The following is a 15,339-nucleotide window of genomic DNA, read 5'->3' as shown; positions in this document are numbered from 1 at the left end:
GTCCCTGCGCCTCGAAGACCTCCTGGGCGCGGCGGTCTGCTCCGGCGTGGGGGACGGCGTGTCGCGCGGGGTGAACGGCATGTCCAGGGCGGCGGCAGCGGCCGGGGCCGCGTCAGCTGGGGGCTTCGGCGCCCTTGCGGGCGTAGAAGTACCAGGCCACCACCACGCAGGAGGCGTAGAACCCGACGAAGCCCCACATCGCGCTGGTCACCGCGAAGTTCGCGAACATCGCCGGGACGAAGAAGAAGCCGTACGCGGCGATGCCCGCCGTGAAGCCCGTGACCGCACCGGACTCGATCTCCGCCTGCCTCAGCGCCGCCGCGTACGCGGGCGTGCCCTCCGCCAGCCCCTTCAGGTGCTGCGCCCGGAAGATCACCGGGATCTGGCGGAACGTGGACCCGTTGCCGATCCCCGAGAACAGGAAGGCGGCGAGGAAGCACAGGAAGAAGCCGGTGAAGGAGCCCTCCGAGCCGGCCGAGGGAAGGAAGGTGATCACGCCGGTGATCGATCCGGCCATGCCCAGGAAGGACAGGATGGTCACCCGCGCCCCGCCCAGCCGGTCGGCGATCCACCCGCCCGCCCAGCGCGCCAGCGCGCCCAGCGCCGGGCCCATCCACGCGTACGTCGCGACGGAGTACGCCGGGAAGGTCGTCTTGATCAGCAGCGGCAGGGCCGCGGCGAAGCCGATGAACGAGCCGAAGGTGCCGACGTACAGCCAGGTCATCAGCCAGTTGTGCTTCCGCCGGAAGATGATCTTCTGCTGGCCGAACGGGGTGGAGGCGACCTTCAGGTCGTTCTGCCCGAACCACGCCAGCGCGGCGAGCAGGACCAGCACCGGGATCCAGACGAAGGCCGCGTTCTGCAGGTGGATCTCCGTGCCGTCGGCCTTCTTCTGCCCCGCGCCGACCGCCAGCACCGAGGAGGTGATCAGGACGGGCGTCAGCAGCTGCACCACGGACACGCCGAGGTTGCCGAGGCCGCCGTTGATGCCGGTCGCGTTGCCCTTCTCCCGCTTCGGGTAGAAGAAGCCGATGTTCGCCAGCGAGGAGGAGAAGTTGGCGCCGCCGACACCGCAGAGCGCCGCGATCGCGACCATCACGCCGTACGGGGTGCCCGGGTCCTGCACGGCGAAGCCCAGCCACAGCAGCGGCACGACCAGCACGACCGTCGAGATCGCGGTGAACCGGCGCTGGCCGACCATCGGGCCGAGGAAGGTGTAGAGGATCCGGGCGGTGCCGCCGGTGATCCCGGGTACGGCCGTCAGCCAGAACAGCTGCGACCGGCTGAACCCGAAGCCGACGTCCGCGAGGCTGGTGGCGGTGATGCTCCAGACCTGCCAGACCACGAAGGCGACCAGCAGCGCGGGCACCGCGATCCACAGGTTCCGGGTGGCGACCCTCCGGCCCGTCGACCGCCAGAAGGACGGGTCCTCCGGCGCCCAGTCGGTGATGGTGCGGCCGGGCCGGTACTGGTCCGGGTCGGCTGCCTGCCGTACCGCTGCTTCCTGCGTTGCGGAACCCATGGCGCATCCTGAGACGTTGGGAGATGTCTTGCCCGTCCAGGTTCCGCCGCGCGCTCCGGCCCGCGGCAGGGCAGAACGTCGCCCGCGGCACGGGACAAGGTCCCGCCCCGGGCGGTGCGTCGGTCACGCCCGGGACCGGTCCGGCGCCGTCGGGCCATGCGGGTGCCGCGGGCCGCGCGCCTCGCCGGATCGCCCCCGTACGGCTGCTGTGCTGGGCGGATGGCCTACGTACCGATGACCGCCCGGAACCCCGAGGAGGGCCACCGGGCGGCGACACCGCTGGAGCTGTTCTTCGACCTCTGCTTCGTCGTGGCCGTCGCCCAGGCCGGGCGGCAGCTGGTCCACGCCCTCGCCGAGGGCCACACCGTCGACGGGATCACCGGGTACCTGTTCGTCTTCTTCGGCGTGTGGTGGGCCTGGATGAACTTCACCTGGTTCGCCTCGGCCTACGACATCGACGACGTGCCGTACCGGCTGGCGACCCTGGTGCAGATCGTCGGCGTGCTGATCTACTCGGCGGGCATCCCGCGCGCCTTCGACGGCGACGACTGGACCGTGGCCGTCCTCGGCTACGTGGTGATGCGCCTGGCCCTGACCGCCCAGTGGCTGCGCGCCGCGGCCGGCGAGCGGGGCCCGGCCCGGAGGTGCGCGCTCACGTACGCCGCGGGGCTGGTGGTCTGCCAGGCCGGGTGGGTGGCGCTGCTGGCGGCGCCGGAGAGCAGCCGCCGCTGGCTGTTCCTGGTGTTGGTGGTGGCGGAGCTGCTGGTCCCGGTGGTCGCCGAGCGGGGCCACCGGACGCCCTGGCACCCGCACCACATCGCCGAGCGGTACGGGCTGTTCACCATCATCGTCCTCGGCGAGACCATCGCGGCGGCCACCGTCGCCGTCCAGTCGGCACTCGACGAGGACGAGGCGCTGGACGAGCTGCTGCCGATCGCCGCGGGCGGACTGCTGCTGGTCTTCGCGGCCTGGTGGATCTACTTCGCGGTGCCCGCGCACGACCGGCTGCGCAGCAACCGGGAGGCCATCCCCTGGGGCTACGGCCACTACGTGATCTTCGCGTCGGCGGCGGCGATCGGCGCCGGGATCGAGGTGGCGGTCGAACACGCGGTGGGCAAGGCCCACGTCTCCACCGTCGCCGCGAACCTGGCCGTGTGCGTGCCCGGGGCGCTGTTCATGGCCTTCGTGTGGCTGCTGCACTCCCGGCACTTCAAGCGGGGCCCGGCCCAGCAGCTGGTGCTGCCGGTGACGGCCGTGCTGCTCCTGGCCTGCGCCTGGACGGGCCCCCTGGCGGTGCTGTGGGCCGGGCTGGTGGCGGCGGCCGCCGTGGCGGCGGGCGTGACCTTGGTGCACCGGGAGCGTTCTGGTCGTCAGGTGAGCGAGCAGGAAGGTGTGCGGCCATGACGGTCCCGGCACAGCGGTACAGCGACACGGGCGGCGACCCGGCGGGGGTGGACCTGGCCGATCCGGCGTTCTGGCAGCTTCCCCCCGAGCGGCGGCTGGAGGCGTTCGCCCGGCTGCGGGCGCTCGACGGGCCGCGCTACTTCGCCGAGGGCCGCGGGCGCGGGCACTGGGCGCTGGTGCGGCACGCCGACGTACAGGAGGCGAGCCGGAACCCGAAGGTGTTCGCCAGCGCCCCGGGGGTGACCACGCCCGAGCCGGCCCGCTGGGTGCGGGCGCTGTTCGGGGACTCGATGGTCAACCTGGACGGTGCGGACCACGCCCAGCTGCGCCGGATCGTGCAACGGGCGTTCACCCCGCGCCTGCTGGCCGCCGCCGAGGACGACGTCCACGCCGTGGCGGCGCGGATCGTCGACGACGTGCTGGCGGACCGGCCCGACGAGTTCGTCACCGCCGTCGCCTCCCGGCTGCCCCTGGAGGTCATCTGCAACATGATGGGGATCCCGGAGCGGTACCGGCCGGAGATCGCCGACCGGGTCAACCACGCCTCCGAGAACATCGGGGTCGAGCGCGGCCTGGCCGCCCGGATGCGGATCCCGGGCCGCGGTCTGCGCGCGCTGGCCCGGATGCAGCGGATGGTCGCGGGGATCGGCCGGGAGCGGCGCCGGGACCCGGGCGACGACCTGATCTCGGCGCTGGTGACCGCGAACGTGGACGGTCAGGCGCTGGGCGCCCGTCAACTGGGCGCGTTCTTCTCGCTGCTGATGGTGGCGGGGGTGGAGACCACCCGGAACGCGATCACGCACGGGCTGGCGCTGCTGACGGACCACCCGGAGCAGCGGGAGCTGCTGGTGTCGGACTTCGAGCGGTACGCCGACGGCGCGGTGGAGGAGATGATCCGGCACTCCACCCCGATCATCCAGTTCCGCCGCACGGTCCGGACCGAACACGACCTGGGCGGACGGACCTTCGTGCCGGGCGAGAAGGTGGTGCTGTACTACGCGTCGGCCAACCGGGACGAGGCCGTCTTCGCCGACCCGGACGCCTTCGACATCACCCGCTCCCCCAACCCCCATCTGGGGTTCGGCGGGGGCGGGCCGCACTTCTGCCTGGGCGCGCACCTGGCCCGGGTGGAGATGAAGGCGCTGTTCCGGGAGCTGCTGGCCCGCCCGCGCGGGCTGCGCGCGGTGGGGCTGCCGGATCTGGCGGGCTCGAACTTCGACAACCGGGTGCGGTCCCTGAAGTTCGCCTTCGACCACTGAGCGGTGCCGGCCACCGGGCGGGCTGGGAGCCCGGCGGCCGGCGGCCCGGGGGGGCCGCTCGCGCGGCTACTTCTGCAGCCGCATGACCCGCAGCACGCAGTGGGCGCTGCTGGTGAGCACGGACTCGTCGCCGACGTAGGCCCGCAGGGTGGTGTCGGTGACCGGCCGGCCGGGCACGGCCTCGGGCCAGGGGCGGGTGGCGAACAGGAAGTAGACCTGCTCGCTCTCGGAGGCGGCGGCCACCCACTCGGGCGGGGCGGTGCACTTGGCGTTCAGGCCGGGCAGGGTGAGGGCGACCTGCTCGCCCTCGACCAGTACCTGGACGGGGAAGGAGGAGGGGTTGCGGGTCCCGTCGAGGACGACGTCGCCGATCGGCAGTCCGATCTCCTCCAGCAGGCCCTTGGCGGCCTCCCCGGCCTTCTCCGGGCCCTGGGGGCCGTCGCCGAGGATGTAGGCCATGAGATACGGGATGTCGTGACCGTCACTGGGGTCGCCGATCCACGCCAGCACGGAAAGGGTGCCGAGCTGGGACCGGTCGATTTCGGCGTGAGTTGAAGTCATGCGCCGAACCCTAGTGGTCCCGGCCGCACCCCTTTCACGGCCCTTCACCCGGGCGGGCTACACCTCCCAGAATCCTTCTCCGGCATTCGACCGGGTGTTCGCGTCCTGGTACTGGAGGCGCACGATTGCCGCGTTTTCCGGGACTTCGAACACGACCCAGCCTTCCAGCCGGTCGCCGACCTCCAGGGAATCGAAGACGATCGGTTTGCCGGTGGTGAGTTCGCCGGCCGGGACCGACGGGTAGCGCCGGCCCGCGCTGTCGAGCGCCCACATGCGTCCCAGGGAGCCGTACGTGTCGCCGCCGACGTTGACGAAGGTCATCCCGGCGCCGACCCAGCGCTTGCCGGCGGGCGGGCCGAACTCCTTGTCCAGGCTGACCGCCGGGTCCACGTAGGCGTCGAGCACGGCCTGGAGGTGGCGGCCCACCTTGCGGCCGCTGATCCGGACGGGGTCCCCGACGTGCGCGGCCGCGGCGCCGGAGCGGCCGGACGCGGGCCGGGACTCCTCCTCGGCGTCACCGCCCGGCACACCGTCGTCCACCGGTACGGCGGGGGCTGCGGCGGGGGCGAGGGTCGTCCCGCCGGACCCTTCGGTGCAGGCGGCGGTGCCGAGGAGCAGCAGGGGGAGGAGGGCGAGGCAGGCGGGGGCGGACTGGCGCATGGCGAATCCCTTCGGGGGACGTATTTCGGTCAGTCTCACGCGGCCGAGCGGGCAATTGCACACAACGACACGAGCGCGCCGGGTGAGTCGCGCGGGCCGGGCCAGCACAATTCGTTCCGGCGGATTTCGACCGCCCCGTCACTTCCGGAGGAATCATGCGAATTTCCCCCCGCCGAGTCGCCGTCGCCGCGCTGTCCACGCTGGCCGCGATGTCGGCATTCACCACGCCGGCCGGCGCCGGAGCGTTCGGCGATGAGATTTCCGTACTGCCCTACGGGCACATCTCCGAGAATTCCGTCACCCTTTACGGGACCTACCGCTGCGACCCGGCGTCACCCCGTGGAGTGCAAATCCAGGCCACCGTCGTCCAGGACGGCACCCGGCTCGCCTTCGGCGGCGAGGAGGCCGTCTGCGACGGCGAGCAGCACAAGTGGTCGGCCACCGGGACGCTCCGGATGACCCCGGACGTCCACCCGGGCGGCGCCGGCGCGGAGGTCCGGCTGCAGCACGCGAGCGTGGGCTCCTCGCCGTTCAGCGTCCACGTGTCGCACCTCGCCGAGCAGCACCGGGACATCGAGCTGGTGCCGCGCGGCTAGGCCGCCCGTCACCGGCTCCGGGGCCGGGGCCGGTAGCCGCCGCTACCGGCAGTCGCGCTCGACGCCCACCATGGACATGAAGGCGACCGGCCGGCACGGCCCGGCCGCACGGGTCGGTGCCGTCGCCCAGCCGACCGCCGTCGGCACGGCGGCGGCCAGCAGCAGCACGGCCAGGGCCAGCAGGGCCGCGCGGGTCACCCCGCGCACGGCTGATTCTCTTCCATGGCGCGATGGTCGCCCCGCCGGCCGCGGCCCACAACTCCACGCGTCCGTCCGGTCACGGCGCGCCCTGGGCCGGGGCCTCGAACTCGCACCAGACCGCCTTGCCGTCGCCGCGCGACTCCACGCCCCAGTGCGAGGCCAGCGCGTCCACCAGCAGCAGTCCGCGTCCGGTGGTCGCCGCCTCGCCCGGGCTGCGGCGGCGCGGCCACACGCTGGACCGGTCCTTGACCCACAGGCGGACCTTGCGGACCGGCTCCGGCAGCACCTCCATGGTCAGCACGGCCCCGCCCTCGGTGTGCAGCAGGGCGTTGACCAGGAGTTCGCCGGCGGCCACCTCGACGTCGTCGGCCAGCGCCGGCATGCCCCAGTCGCGCAGGGCCTGGCGCAGCGCGAACCGGGCCTCCGACAGGCCCTCCGGGTCGGCCTGGTGCACGTACTGGTGGATCCGTGGGGCCCGGTGGGTGCCCGGGTCGGGGGCGCGCCGCAGCACCAGCAGGGCCACGTCGTCGCCGGAGCCCCAGCGCTCCCACAGCCGGTCGGAGAGGTGGTCGGCGAGCGCCTCGGGCTCCTGCGGGCCGCTGCGGACCGCTTGCGCCAGCGCGTCCATGCCGGCCGTGATGGTGGTGCCCGGCTCCTCCACCAGGCCGTCCGTGCACAGGACGAGCGTCTCGCCCGGCACCAGGTCCAGCCGGGTCTCCGGGAACTCCTCCTGCTCGAAGACGGAGGCGAGACCGAGCGGGAGGCCGCCGCGCAGGTTGGGCCAGCCGGTGCGGCCGTCGGTGTGGCGGATCAGCGGGCCGAGGTGCCCGGCGCGGACCGCCCGGACCCCGCCGGTCTCCAGGTCGACCTGGGCGTACGTACAGGTGGCGAAACGTTCCGTGTCGAGCTCCGCCAGGAACCGCGAGGCCCGGGCCAGGACCGTGGACGGCGGGTGGCCCTCCCCGGCGTAGGCGCGCAGCGCGATCCGCAGCTGGCCCATGATCGCCGCCGCGTGGGTGTCGTGGCCCTGGACGTCGCCCACGACCAGCCCGACCCGGTCCCTGGGCAGCGCGATGACGTCGTACCAGTCGCCGCCGACCTCCCGCCCGCTCCACGCCGAGTGGTAGCGGACCGCGATCTCCCCGCCGGTGATCTCGGGGATGCGGCGCGGCAGCATCGAGGACTGGAGCTGGGTGGCGAACTCCCGCTCCTGGTCGAACAGCAGGGCCCGCTGGAGCGACTGGGCGACGATGCCGGCCAGGCCCAGGGTGAGGTTGCGTTCCTCGGGGGTGAACTCGGTGCGCCGCCGGTAGAACAGCACCAGCCCGCCGATCGCCCTGGCCTGCGCGATCAGCGGCAGGTAGGCCGCCGCGTCGAAGGCGATCGCCCGCAGGTACCGCTCGATGTGCGGGTACTCGGCGGCCAGTTCGTCCATCGAGGTGACGAAGCGGGCCTTGCGCCCCGTCACGGCGTGGGACAGCGGAAGGTCGCCGTCCAGCCGGGTGAACCGGCGCTCGTTGAGGATCTCCAGCGACTCCCCGCTGAGCGCGATGATCTTGATGGCGCCGTTCTCCACCAGCCCCAGCGCCAGCCCGTCCGCGCCCAGCCGCTCCAGCGCCCCGGCCCCGGTGAGCACCGCGGTGACGTCGTCCACGGTCACCGCCCGGGACAGCGCCTCCGTGGTCCGCTGCACGATCGTCGTCTGCTTGGCCCGGGCCGCCTCCAGCTTGCGCAGCAGCTCCGAGTGGGCCAGCTCGGCGGTGGCGTCCCGGACCACGCCGACCACCCGGCGCGCCCGCCCGCTCCCGTCCCGCAGGATCCGGCCCTGGGTGTGGGTCCACTGGTCCCGGCCGTCCCGCCGGCGCACCGTGAAGTACGAGCCGTACGACTGCTCACCGGCCTCGAGCGCGGCCTGTACGACCTCCTCCAGCCGGACCCCGTCCTCGGGCGGGATCCGCAGCCCCAGCCCCTCCGGGGTGCCGTCGAACTCGCCCGGGCCGAGGTCGAAGACCACCATCCCGGAGGCGTCCAGGTCGAGGGTGCCGGCCTGCAGGTCCCATTCGAAGCTGCCCATCCCGTTGAGCGCGAGCCGCTCCCCGGGGCCCGTGACCGCGTCCGGCCCGTAGTCCGGTCCGGCGTCCGGTCCGTAGTCCGGTCCGGTGTCCTGTCCGGCGTCCGGCCCCGGGTCCGGCCCCGCCGGAGGGCGGGGGCGGGCGCCGTCGTCCGCTGCCGCTGCCGCTGCCATGGACACACCACCTCCGCGAGGGCCGGGCCGGTCAGGGGCCGGGCCAGCAGGGCCGGGAGATCAGCCGCTCCCACTCCTCGTCAGGATGCCCGGGAAGGGTGAGCCCGGCCTCCCGCCAGCGGTTGACCAGGGACAGGTAGATCACCGGCCCGGTACCGCGGTCCGCGGGTGGCGCGGGGGCCGGGCCCGGGCCCGGGCCCGGTTGCCGGGCGCCGCCCGGGCTCTCGCCGTGCCCCGGGGCCGGACCCGCCGCCGGGGCCGGACCGCGGCCGTACCCAGGACCCGCGGGCTGCTCCGCGCGGCTCGCGGGGATGCGCACCCAGCCGCGTCCCTGCGCTCGCTCCCGGCTCATCTCGGACCCCTCTCACCGCTTCACCGTGGACAGGCCGTCCTGGTCGTCCACCGACCGCCGTCCGGGGGCACCGGGCGGCGGGACCCGCGCGCCGAGGCGCCGGCGGACTCCTCCTACCAGTTTCCCCGCAGTGAAGCCCGCGCCGTGCACGAATCGCATGGAAGGGCCGAACGAGGGAGCCGTGAGCAGCCCCGCGAAGAACAGGCCCGGGTAGGAGGACTCGAAGCAGCCGCTCAGCTCGGGCGTCCGGCCCGTCCCGGTCCTGCGCAGCACCTCCCGGAGCCCGGCGTCCAGCAGTTCCAGTCGTCCCAGGTCGGGGGTGAAGCCGGTGGCGGCGACGACGTGCGCGACGTCCAGTACGACGGTCTCCCCGGCGGCGCTGGTCAGGCCCAGCCTGGTCCGGGCGCCCGCCGGCACCGCCCGGTGCACGGTGTGCCCGAGCAGCGCGGGGACCTGCCGTTCGAACCGCTCGCGCAGCCACCAGGCCCCGGCCGGGCCCAGCGCGCCGGCCGCGATCCGCTCCCGGGTCCGCGCCGGCAGCCGGCGCACCGCCCAGGGGAGCTCCGACCAGACCCAGCTGCGCCAGCCCGTGCCGAGCCCGCTGTGCGGTTCCCGCAGGGCCCGCAGCGGGGGCCGGTCGAGGGGCTGGGGCACGGTGTTCCAGCTGATCCGGTGGCGCCGGGCCACCAGGGTGGGCCGGGCGCCCAGCTCGGCCAGGAGCGCGGCGGTCTCCAGGGCGGCCTGGCCGGCGCCCACGACGGCGACGTCCTGGCCGGCGAAACGGCAGAGGTCACGGTGGTCGCTGCTGTGCGAGCAGTGGCCGGGCGGCAGCCCGGCGAGGGTCCCGGGCAGGTTGACGAAGGGCATCACCCCGGTGGCCAGCGCGACGGTCCGGGCGAACAGGTCGGGGCCGTCCGCGGTGGCGATCCGGAAGCCCGCGCCGTGCGGGGTGACGCGGGTGACGGTCCGCTCCTCCACCGCCGGGACGGCCCGCCGGGCGAACCACAGGCCGTACCCGGTGAAGGTGCCGATCGGCAGCGGGCTGCCGTGCTCCGCCCTGATCCCGTGGTCCTCGCAGTACTCGGCGAGGGTCAGCCGCCCGCCCGGCGCGGACAGGTTGGAGGACCAGGGTTCGGATTTGAGGTACATCCCCTCCGGCATGTGGTCGCGCCAGGAGGCCATGGGCCGGCCCAGCACCCGGACGTCCAGTCCGGCCGCGGCGGCGTGGGCGGCGATCGACAGCCCGTACGGGCCCGCGCCGACCACCACGAGATCGTCCATGCGCTTCACGTTCTTCCCCTTCCGTACGGGTGGGGCGTTCACTCCGCAACGGCCCGGGATCCCTCGTGCGGGTGATGTGCCGGGCCTGCCGACCGGGGAGGCGGTACGGCCGGTGCGGTCAGCGGGCGACCAGCTCGTCGGGCTCGGAGGGCGCCGACGGGCCTGCCGGGGCGGGGAGTTCACGGCCGCGCTGCCGGGGCGTGCGGACCATCGCGCGGGCCGTGCGCCGTCCGCGTGCGGGGACACCCCCGAGCGCGTTCCGGACGGCGTGCGCCCCCTTCCGTACGCCGCGCAGCAGGAACGCGGCGATCATCGCCAGGAAGGGCACCGGGTCGTCGGCCGCGAACCACGCCAGCTCCACCCGGGTCCGGCCGCGCGGCCCCGCCCCGCCCTTCCGCACGGCCCGCCCGCGCCCGTACCCGGCACCAGCAGCCGCACTCACACCCACAGGGCGCGGCCGTGCGGCGGCCCCCGGCTCCGCCGCGGACTCCGCGGGCCGGCTCGGCCCCGGGACCCCGGGGCGGGCCTGCGGGACCGGCAGGGGTGCGCCGGGCGCGGGCCGCGGCGGACGGGAACCGCGCAGGGCCGCCAGCAGCGCGTAGTTCTCGGCGACGAACACCCGGCGCGGCGCGGGGCCGCCGGTGCGCGGCACCGGCTGCCCGGTCAGGTCCAGGTACAGCGCCTGGACGACGTCCAGCCCGGCCTCGTCCGCGAACAGCCGGAACTGGGCGCCGGGCCGGGGGTTGAAGTCCACCAGCCGGAACCGGCCCTCCTCGTCCCGGCGGAAGTCCAGGTCCAGGATCCCCTGGTAGCCCAGGCGTTCGGCCAGCCGCAGGGCCGCCTCCTCCACCTCCGGGTCGGGCAGCCACCGGCCGACCGCGGTCAGCCCGGTCCGCACCGGCCAGGACATCTCCTTGCGCCCCGATCCGGCGAGCAGCGGCCGGCCGCCGGCGGTGAAGCAGCCGTGGAAGAACCGGTCGGTGTCCGGCCCGGCGGGAAGGAACCGCTGGAGCAGCAGCCGGCTGCCCGCCTCCGCCGACCGCTCGTACAGGGCCCGGGCCTCGGCGGCGGTGTGCACCAGCGTGGTGCTGCGCAGCCCTCCGCCCGGCGGGAGCAGCCAGGGCCGGCTCCACTTGGCCACCACCGGCAGGCCCAGCCGCCAGGCCGCGTCCGCCGCCTCGGCGCCGCTCCCGGGGACGGCGGTCTCCGGGTGCGGGATGTCCCAGCGGGCGCAGAGCCCGGCGAGCTCGGCCTTGTCGGCGACCCGCTCCGGCAGGCCGTCGGGCTGGTGGGGCACCCGGTACCGGTCGGCCAGCCGGGGGGCGAGGCGGGCGACGGTGATCGCGCTCAGGTCGTCCATGGCCACCAGTACCGCGGGCCGCCCGATGCGTTCCGACACCGCGGTCAGGCGGTCCAGCAGCCCGTCGGGACCTGACGGTCCGGCATGGACCGCCCGGAGGTGACGGGAACGGCTCACCGGCCCGCCCCCGGCCGCCACGACCGCGTGGACCTCGACACCGCGGCGGCCGAGCGAGCGCACGGCGCCGAGGGTCCCGTGGTGGAAGGGGTTCGGGTCGAGCCTGAGCAGGACCGCGGGCGCATGTGTGGTGAACGCGTGCATGGGAACGGTGTCTTTCACCTAGTCGGACCAAGCGGGGGGTGTGCGCAGCTGCGAATGGCCTAGGAGCAGGTCATCGGACAGGCCGTCAGTCGTATCTGATGCCTAACGTCTTGGTAAGCAGACCGAACTCAGGAAGCCCGGGAGTTGCCATGTCCAGACCACGCCGCCGGCTGGTGAGCGCCTGCGTCGGCACCGTCACGGCCGGGCTGCTGGCCACCGGTGCGGCGCTTTCGGCACCCGAGGACGACGAACCGTCGGAAGCGGACGTGGCGGTCGGCGCCTATCTGGACTACGGCCCGAACGGCGTGGCCCGCATCCCCCGGCTGTCCCGCTGGCTGGGCGGCAGGGAGATCCGGGTCGGGCACACGTACCTGCCCGGCGACCGGTGGTCGAACATCGCCGGCTCCCCGAATTTCCTGGAGGACTGGGCCGCCTGGCGCCGGGCCGACCCGGACCGGATGTTCGTCCTCAACGTGCCCATGCAGGAGCGCAACGAGGAACGCGTGCCGGACCACGAGGTCGCCCGGCTGATCCGGGCGGGCGCCGAGGGCCGGTTCGACCGACACTTCCGGGAGCTCGCCGAGCGGCTGGTGTCCCTCGGCGTCCCGGACACGGTGATCGTGCTCGGCTGGGAGATGAACGGCACCACGTACACCCACCGGTGCGCTCCCGACCCGCGGAACTGGAAGAAGTACTGGCGGCGCGTCGTCGACGAGATGCGCTCCGTGCCGGGGCAGCGGTTCCGCTTCGACTTCGCCCCGAACCGGGGCACCGACGCGATCGGCTGGACCGAGTGCTATCCCGGCGACGACCACGTCGACATCATCGGCATGGACTCCTACGACCAGGGGCCCGGCCACGACTTCGACGACATGGTCCGGCAGCCCTACGGCCTCCAGCACCACGTCGACTTCGCGAAGGCACACGGCAAGCGGACCTCCTACCCCGAGTGGGGGCTGTTCCGGCGCGGGGACAACCCCGAGTACGTGCGGCGCATGCTGAAGTGGATCGACCAGCACAAGCCGCTGTACCACACCATCACCGACTACTGCCCGCACGGCGTGTGGCAGTGCAAGTCGAACCCGCGCTCCACGGCCGTCTTCCGCGACCTGATGTGGAAGATCCCGGACCCGGTGGTCCCCACGCCGCAGATCCCGACGCCGCAGATCCCGAGCCCGCAGGTCACCCCGCAGGTACCGACGCCCCAGGTCCCGACCCCCGTGGTCCCCACCCCGGTGCTCCCGTCCCCGGTCCTGCCCTCCCCCGCCGAACCGTTCCCGGACGGCCCGGTCGAGCCGAGCCCGCAGGCCCCGAGCCCGAGCCCGAGCCCGGCCGCCCCGGACCCGGGCCCCGACCCGCTGGAGCCCGAGCCCGAGCCCACCGCCACCCCCACCCGCACACCCGCGCCCAGCCCGGTCGTACCGGAGCCGGAGGTCCCGGCCGCCACCCCCACACCCACGCCGACGCCGACGCCGAAGGCCACGCCGACGCCCACCGAGCCGGTCCCGCCCCGGCCCGAGCCGCAGCGCCCGCCCCTGAACAGCAGGGAGTGGTGCGTCCCGCTCAACTTCGGCGAGTGGCTCAACAAGCTCCTCGGCAACCAGACGGTCTGCGTCACCCTCCCGTGGGAGTGGCCCTTCTAGCCGGGCCCCCGGACCGGTCACCGGACCCGCAGCTCGTTCAGCCGGGCCCGCCAGTCCCGGGCGGCCGGCAGCGCCTCCCGCAGCGCGCCCACCGCCCGCTCGCGCCCCGACACCTGCGACTCGTGCAGCCGCAGCAGGGGCGCGAGCGGCGCCGTGGCCAGCAGCAGCCGCTGGTTGACCACCACCTCCGGCCGCCAGTGGTTCTTGTACGGCTCGGTGCCGCGCAGGAAGCTCACCACCTGGCGGCCTTCGGCCAGCGCCCGCTGCGCCTCGTACCGCAGCAGCAGCGAGGACACGTCCACCTTCCGGGTCCGCAGCTCGGGATCGGCCCCGTACAGGTACCCGCCGCTCAGGCCCGCCGACAGCAGGGTCACGTTGGCCGCGACCACCCTGCCGTCCAGCCGGAACTCCGTCAGCCGGCCGTGCCCGCTGCGCACCATCCGCCGGGTGGCCCGCGTCAGGTGCTCGGCGAACCGGGGCTTGAGGTGCTCCGGGGTCACCCCGCGTCCCCGCCACTGCTTCTCGTGCAGCCGCAGCAGGGACCGTACGGCCCGCGGCACCTCGTGCTCGGTGACCTCGTGCTCCTCGATCCCGGCCGCGTCCACCTTCCGCAGCTTGGCCCGGACCCGCTGGGCACCGGCCGTCGGCATCCGCTTCACCAGCTCGTCGAACGGCAGCACCGGCAGCTCCATGCACGCGGAGTCGGCCAGCCGGCCGCGCGCCCCGGTCCACTGCGCGTACAGCTGTTCGGCGGCCGCGCCCGGACGCACCTCCCGCAGGTCCACCACCGCGCCCCGGGCGGCCCGGTGCAGGCCCCTGGCCAGCGCGGCCAGCACCTCCTCCGAACGGTCCCCGTCCACCAGCACGTCGAAGTAGTCGGTGATCCCGCCGCCCAGCGGCACCAGCAGCGGCAGCGGCCGGTGCACGAGCATCAGCGGGGCCGCGCCGACCAGTTCGCCGCCGCGCCGGACCAGCACCAGGCGCAGTCGCCCCTCCCGGCCGTACGACAGCCACCAGGAGTGCAGCCAGGCGTGGCTCTGGAAGGGCGTGGCGGTGGGGCACTTGGCGACGAGCCGGTTCCAGGGCTGCTCCAGGGCCGCGAACTTCCTCGGGTCCCGGCACAGGCTCACCGTCAGGGCGCCCACCGCCGCGGGGCCCTCGCTCATCGGGCCGGCTCCTTCTCCTTCACGGCGCCGGCCACGGAGTCCGCGCCCTCACCCTGGGCGGGCAGCGAGGTGACGTACACCTCCGGCGCCTCCCCGGCCGGCTCCCGGTCGAGGCGGGACGGCGCCGCTCCCACCGGGTCCCCGGCGTCGCCGGCGCGCCGCCGGCCGGCCGGCCGGGTCAGCAGCCACAGTCCGCCGACGAGGCCGCCCGCGCACATGCCGACGGCACCGCTGATCGGGGCCGACGGTGAGGCCGGGTCGGTGGGGGCCACGGCCTGGTTGAACAGGAGCAGCTGGACGCCGGTGTTCTTGGCGGCCTGGTTGCTGCTCAGGGACAGCGCGTCGGCGACCGCGTTCGCGATGTCGGCGGCCTGCGCTGGACTCTTCGAGGTGCCGGTGATCGCGATCATCGGCGATTCGGGGGAGGTCTCGGCCCGCACCTGGGTGCGCAGCGTCCGCGCGTCGAGGCCCGCCCGCGGCTGCGCGTAGGCGAGCGTGGCGCTGCTGGTGGCGATACGGGCGTACGCCTGGGCGAAGCCGAGGGCGGTGGCCGGCTCGGTGGTGTCGTCGGGGACGGCGACGACGTAGCTGGTGGCGGCGTACTCGGGCGCCTTGAGCACCCCGTACGCGCCGCCCGCCGCGAGACCCAGCAGGGCGCAGGCGGGCAGCGGCCACCAGGCGGGCGGCGGGAGCAGCCGGCCGCGCAGTCTGCGGGCGGGGGCCTCGGACCGCTGCTCCTTGCCGCGGCGGGTCCGCCGCGCGGCCCGGGACTCCGTCCGCCGGTCCGCCCCGTCCGTCCGGGAGGCGGCCCGGCCCTCGGCCCGCGCC

General features: G+C 74.7%; 13 protein-coding genes. 4 read left to right on the top strand and 9 right to left on the bottom strand.

All coding sequences use genetic code 11. From position 1 onward, the window contains the following. Positions 1–112: 112 nt before the first annotated feature. A complete protein-coding gene (locus tag ACFY61_RS17815) occupies positions 113–1,522 on the bottom strand; it encodes an MFS transporter (RefSeq protein ID WP_389472963.1) in 1,410 nt (469 codons plus the stop codon). A gap of 219 nt (positions 1,523–1,741) precedes the next feature. Here ACFY61_RS17815 and ACFY61_RS17810 point away from each other — a divergent pair, with 219 nt between their 5' ends. Next, positions 1,742–2,926, top strand: coding sequence for a low temperature requirement protein A (locus tag ACFY61_RS17810; protein WP_389472961.1), 1,185 nt, complete (start codon positions 1,742–1,744; stop codon positions 2,924–2,926). Beyond that, a complete protein-coding gene (locus ACFY61_RS17805; protein ID WP_389472959.1) occupies positions 2,923–4,185 on the top strand; it encodes a cytochrome P450 in 1,263 nt (420 codons plus the stop codon). The genes ACFY61_RS17810 and ACFY61_RS17805 overlap by 4 nt, the downstream gene beginning before the upstream one ends. A 66-nt stretch (positions 4,186–4,251) precedes the next feature. Here the strand turns inward: ACFY61_RS17805 and ACFY61_RS17800 are convergent, their stop codons facing one another. Both ACFY61_RS17800 and ACFY61_RS17795 read right to left on the bottom strand, forming a co-directional pair. Beyond that, positions 4,252–4,746 carry a DUF5949 family protein gene (locus ACFY61_RS17800; protein WP_389472957.1) on the bottom strand — a complete coding sequence of 165 codons (495 nt, stop codon included), beginning with the start codon at positions 4,744–4,746 and terminating at the stop codon, positions 4,252–4,254. A gap of 57 nt (positions 4,747–4,803) precedes the next feature. Next, positions 4,804–5,406 carry a hypothetical protein gene (locus ACFY61_RS17795; protein ID WP_389472954.1) on the bottom strand — a complete coding sequence of 201 codons (603 nt, stop codon included), beginning with the start codon at positions 5,404–5,406 and terminating at the stop codon, positions 4,804–4,806. A gap of 155 nt (positions 5,407–5,561) precedes the next feature. On the opposite strand from ACFY61_RS17795, the gene ACFY61_RS17790 reads away from it, so the two are divergent. Beyond that, the gene (locus tag ACFY61_RS17790; RefSeq protein WP_389472953.1) at positions 5,562–6,002 is read left to right on the top strand and encodes a DUF6299 family protein; all 441 of its coding nucleotides are present in this window, start codon (positions 5,562–5,564) and stop codon (positions 6,000–6,002) included. A gap of 42 nt (positions 6,003–6,044) precedes the next feature. On the opposite strand, the gene ACFY61_RS17785 is transcribed toward ACFY61_RS17790, so the two are convergent. From ACFY61_RS17785 to ACFY61_RS17770, 4 genes are all read right to left on the bottom strand, one after another. After that, complete coding sequence (locus ACFY61_RS17785; RefSeq protein WP_389472951.1) at positions 6,045–6,209, bottom strand: hypothetical protein; 165 nt, start codon at positions 6,207–6,209, stop codon at positions 6,045–6,047. 70 nt (positions 6,210–6,279) lie between these two features. After that, the gene (locus ACFY61_RS17780) at positions 6,280–8,448 is read right to left on the bottom strand and encodes a SpoIIE family protein phosphatase (RefSeq protein WP_389472949.1); all 2,169 of its coding nucleotides are present in this window, start codon (positions 8,446–8,448) and stop codon (positions 6,280–6,282) included. Between the two features lie 364 nt (positions 8,449–8,812). Continuing rightward, positions 8,813–10,081 (bottom strand): NAD(P)-binding domain-containing protein, encoded by a 1,269-nt coding sequence (locus tag ACFY61_RS17775; RefSeq protein WP_389472947.1) that lies wholly within the window; start codon positions 10,079–10,081, stop codon positions 8,813–8,815. Between the two features lie 118 nt (positions 10,082–10,199). Further along, complete coding sequence (locus ACFY61_RS17770) at positions 10,200–11,702, bottom strand: ATP-grasp domain-containing protein (RefSeq protein ID WP_389472944.1); 1,503 nt, start codon at positions 11,700–11,702, stop codon at positions 10,200–10,202. 149 nt (positions 11,703–11,851) lie between these two features. Here ACFY61_RS17770 and ACFY61_RS17765 point away from each other — a divergent pair, with 149 nt between their 5' ends. Further along, complete coding sequence (locus ACFY61_RS17765; RefSeq protein ID WP_389472942.1) at positions 11,852–13,345, top strand: glycoside hydrolase family 26 protein; 1,494 nt, start codon at positions 11,852–11,854, stop codon at positions 13,343–13,345. A 17-nt stretch (positions 13,346–13,362) separates the two neighbouring features. Here the strand turns inward: ACFY61_RS17765 and ACFY61_RS17760 are convergent, their stop codons facing one another. Both ACFY61_RS17760 and ACFY61_RS17755 read right to left on the bottom strand, forming a co-directional pair. Next, positions 13,363–14,511 (bottom strand): GNAT family N-acetyltransferase, encoded by a 1,149-nt coding sequence (locus ACFY61_RS17760; RefSeq protein ID WP_389472939.1) that lies wholly within the window; start codon positions 14,509–14,511, stop codon positions 13,363–13,365. Continuing rightward, the gene (locus ACFY61_RS17755; RefSeq protein ID WP_389473239.1) at positions 14,508–15,218 is read right to left on the bottom strand and encodes a lipopolysaccharide biosynthesis protein; all 711 of its coding nucleotides are present in this window, start codon (positions 15,216–15,218) and stop codon (positions 14,508–14,510) included. Before ACFY61_RS17755 ends, ACFY61_RS17760 begins: the two co-directional genes overlap by 4 nt. Between the last annotated feature and the right edge of the window lie 121 nt (positions 15,219–15,339).

The sequence above is a fragment of the Streptomyces sp. NPDC012888 genome (assembly GCF_042900645.1).
Classification (GTDB): Bacteria; Actinomycetota; Actinomycetes; order Streptomycetales; family Streptomycetaceae; genus Streptomyces.
This window is presented reverse-complemented; position numbering and strand designations above follow the sequence as displayed.

Coding starts and splice junctions, on each gene's coding strand:
- ACFY61_RS17790 (WP_389472953.1), top strand. CDS start 5,562: ATGCGAATTTCCCCCCGCCGAGTCGCCGTCGCCGCGCTGTCCACGCTG.
- ACFY61_RS17800 (WP_389472957.1), bottom strand. CDS start 4,746: ATGACTTCAACTCACGCCGAAATCGACCGGTCCCAGCTCGGCACCCTT.
- ACFY61_RS17805 (WP_389472959.1), top strand. CDS start 2,923: ATGACGGTCCCGGCACAGCGGTACAGCGACACGGGCGGCGACCCGGCG.
- ACFY61_RS17810 (WP_389472961.1), top strand. CDS start 1,742: ATGGCCTACGTACCGATGACCGCCCGGAACCCCGAGGAGGGCCACCGG.
- ACFY61_RS17815 (WP_389472963.1), bottom strand. CDS start 1,522: ATGGGTTCCGCAACGCAGGAAGCAGCGGTACGGCAGGCAGCCGACCCG.
- ACFY61_RS17775 (WP_389472947.1), bottom strand. CDS start 10,081: ATGGACGATCTCGTGGTGGTCGGCGCGGGCCCGTACGGGCTGTCGATC.
- ACFY61_RS17765 (WP_389472942.1), top strand. CDS start 11,852: ATGTCCAGACCACGCCGCCGGCTGGTGAGCGCCTGCGTCGGCACCGTC.
- ACFY61_RS17760 (WP_389472939.1), bottom strand. CDS start 14,511: ATGAGCGAGGGCCCCGCGGCGGTGGGCGCCCTGACGGTGAGCCTGTGC.
- ACFY61_RS17795 (WP_389472954.1), bottom strand. CDS start 5,406: ATGCGCCAGTCCGCCCCCGCCTGCCTCGCCCTCCTCCCCCTGCTGCTC.
- ACFY61_RS17770 (WP_389472944.1), bottom strand. CDS start 11,702: ATGCACGCGTTCACCACACATGCGCCCGCGGTCCTGCTCAGGCTCGAC.
- ACFY61_RS17780 (WP_389472949.1), bottom strand. CDS start 8,448: ATGGCAGCGGCAGCGGCAGCGGACGACGGCGCCCGCCCCCGCCCTCCG.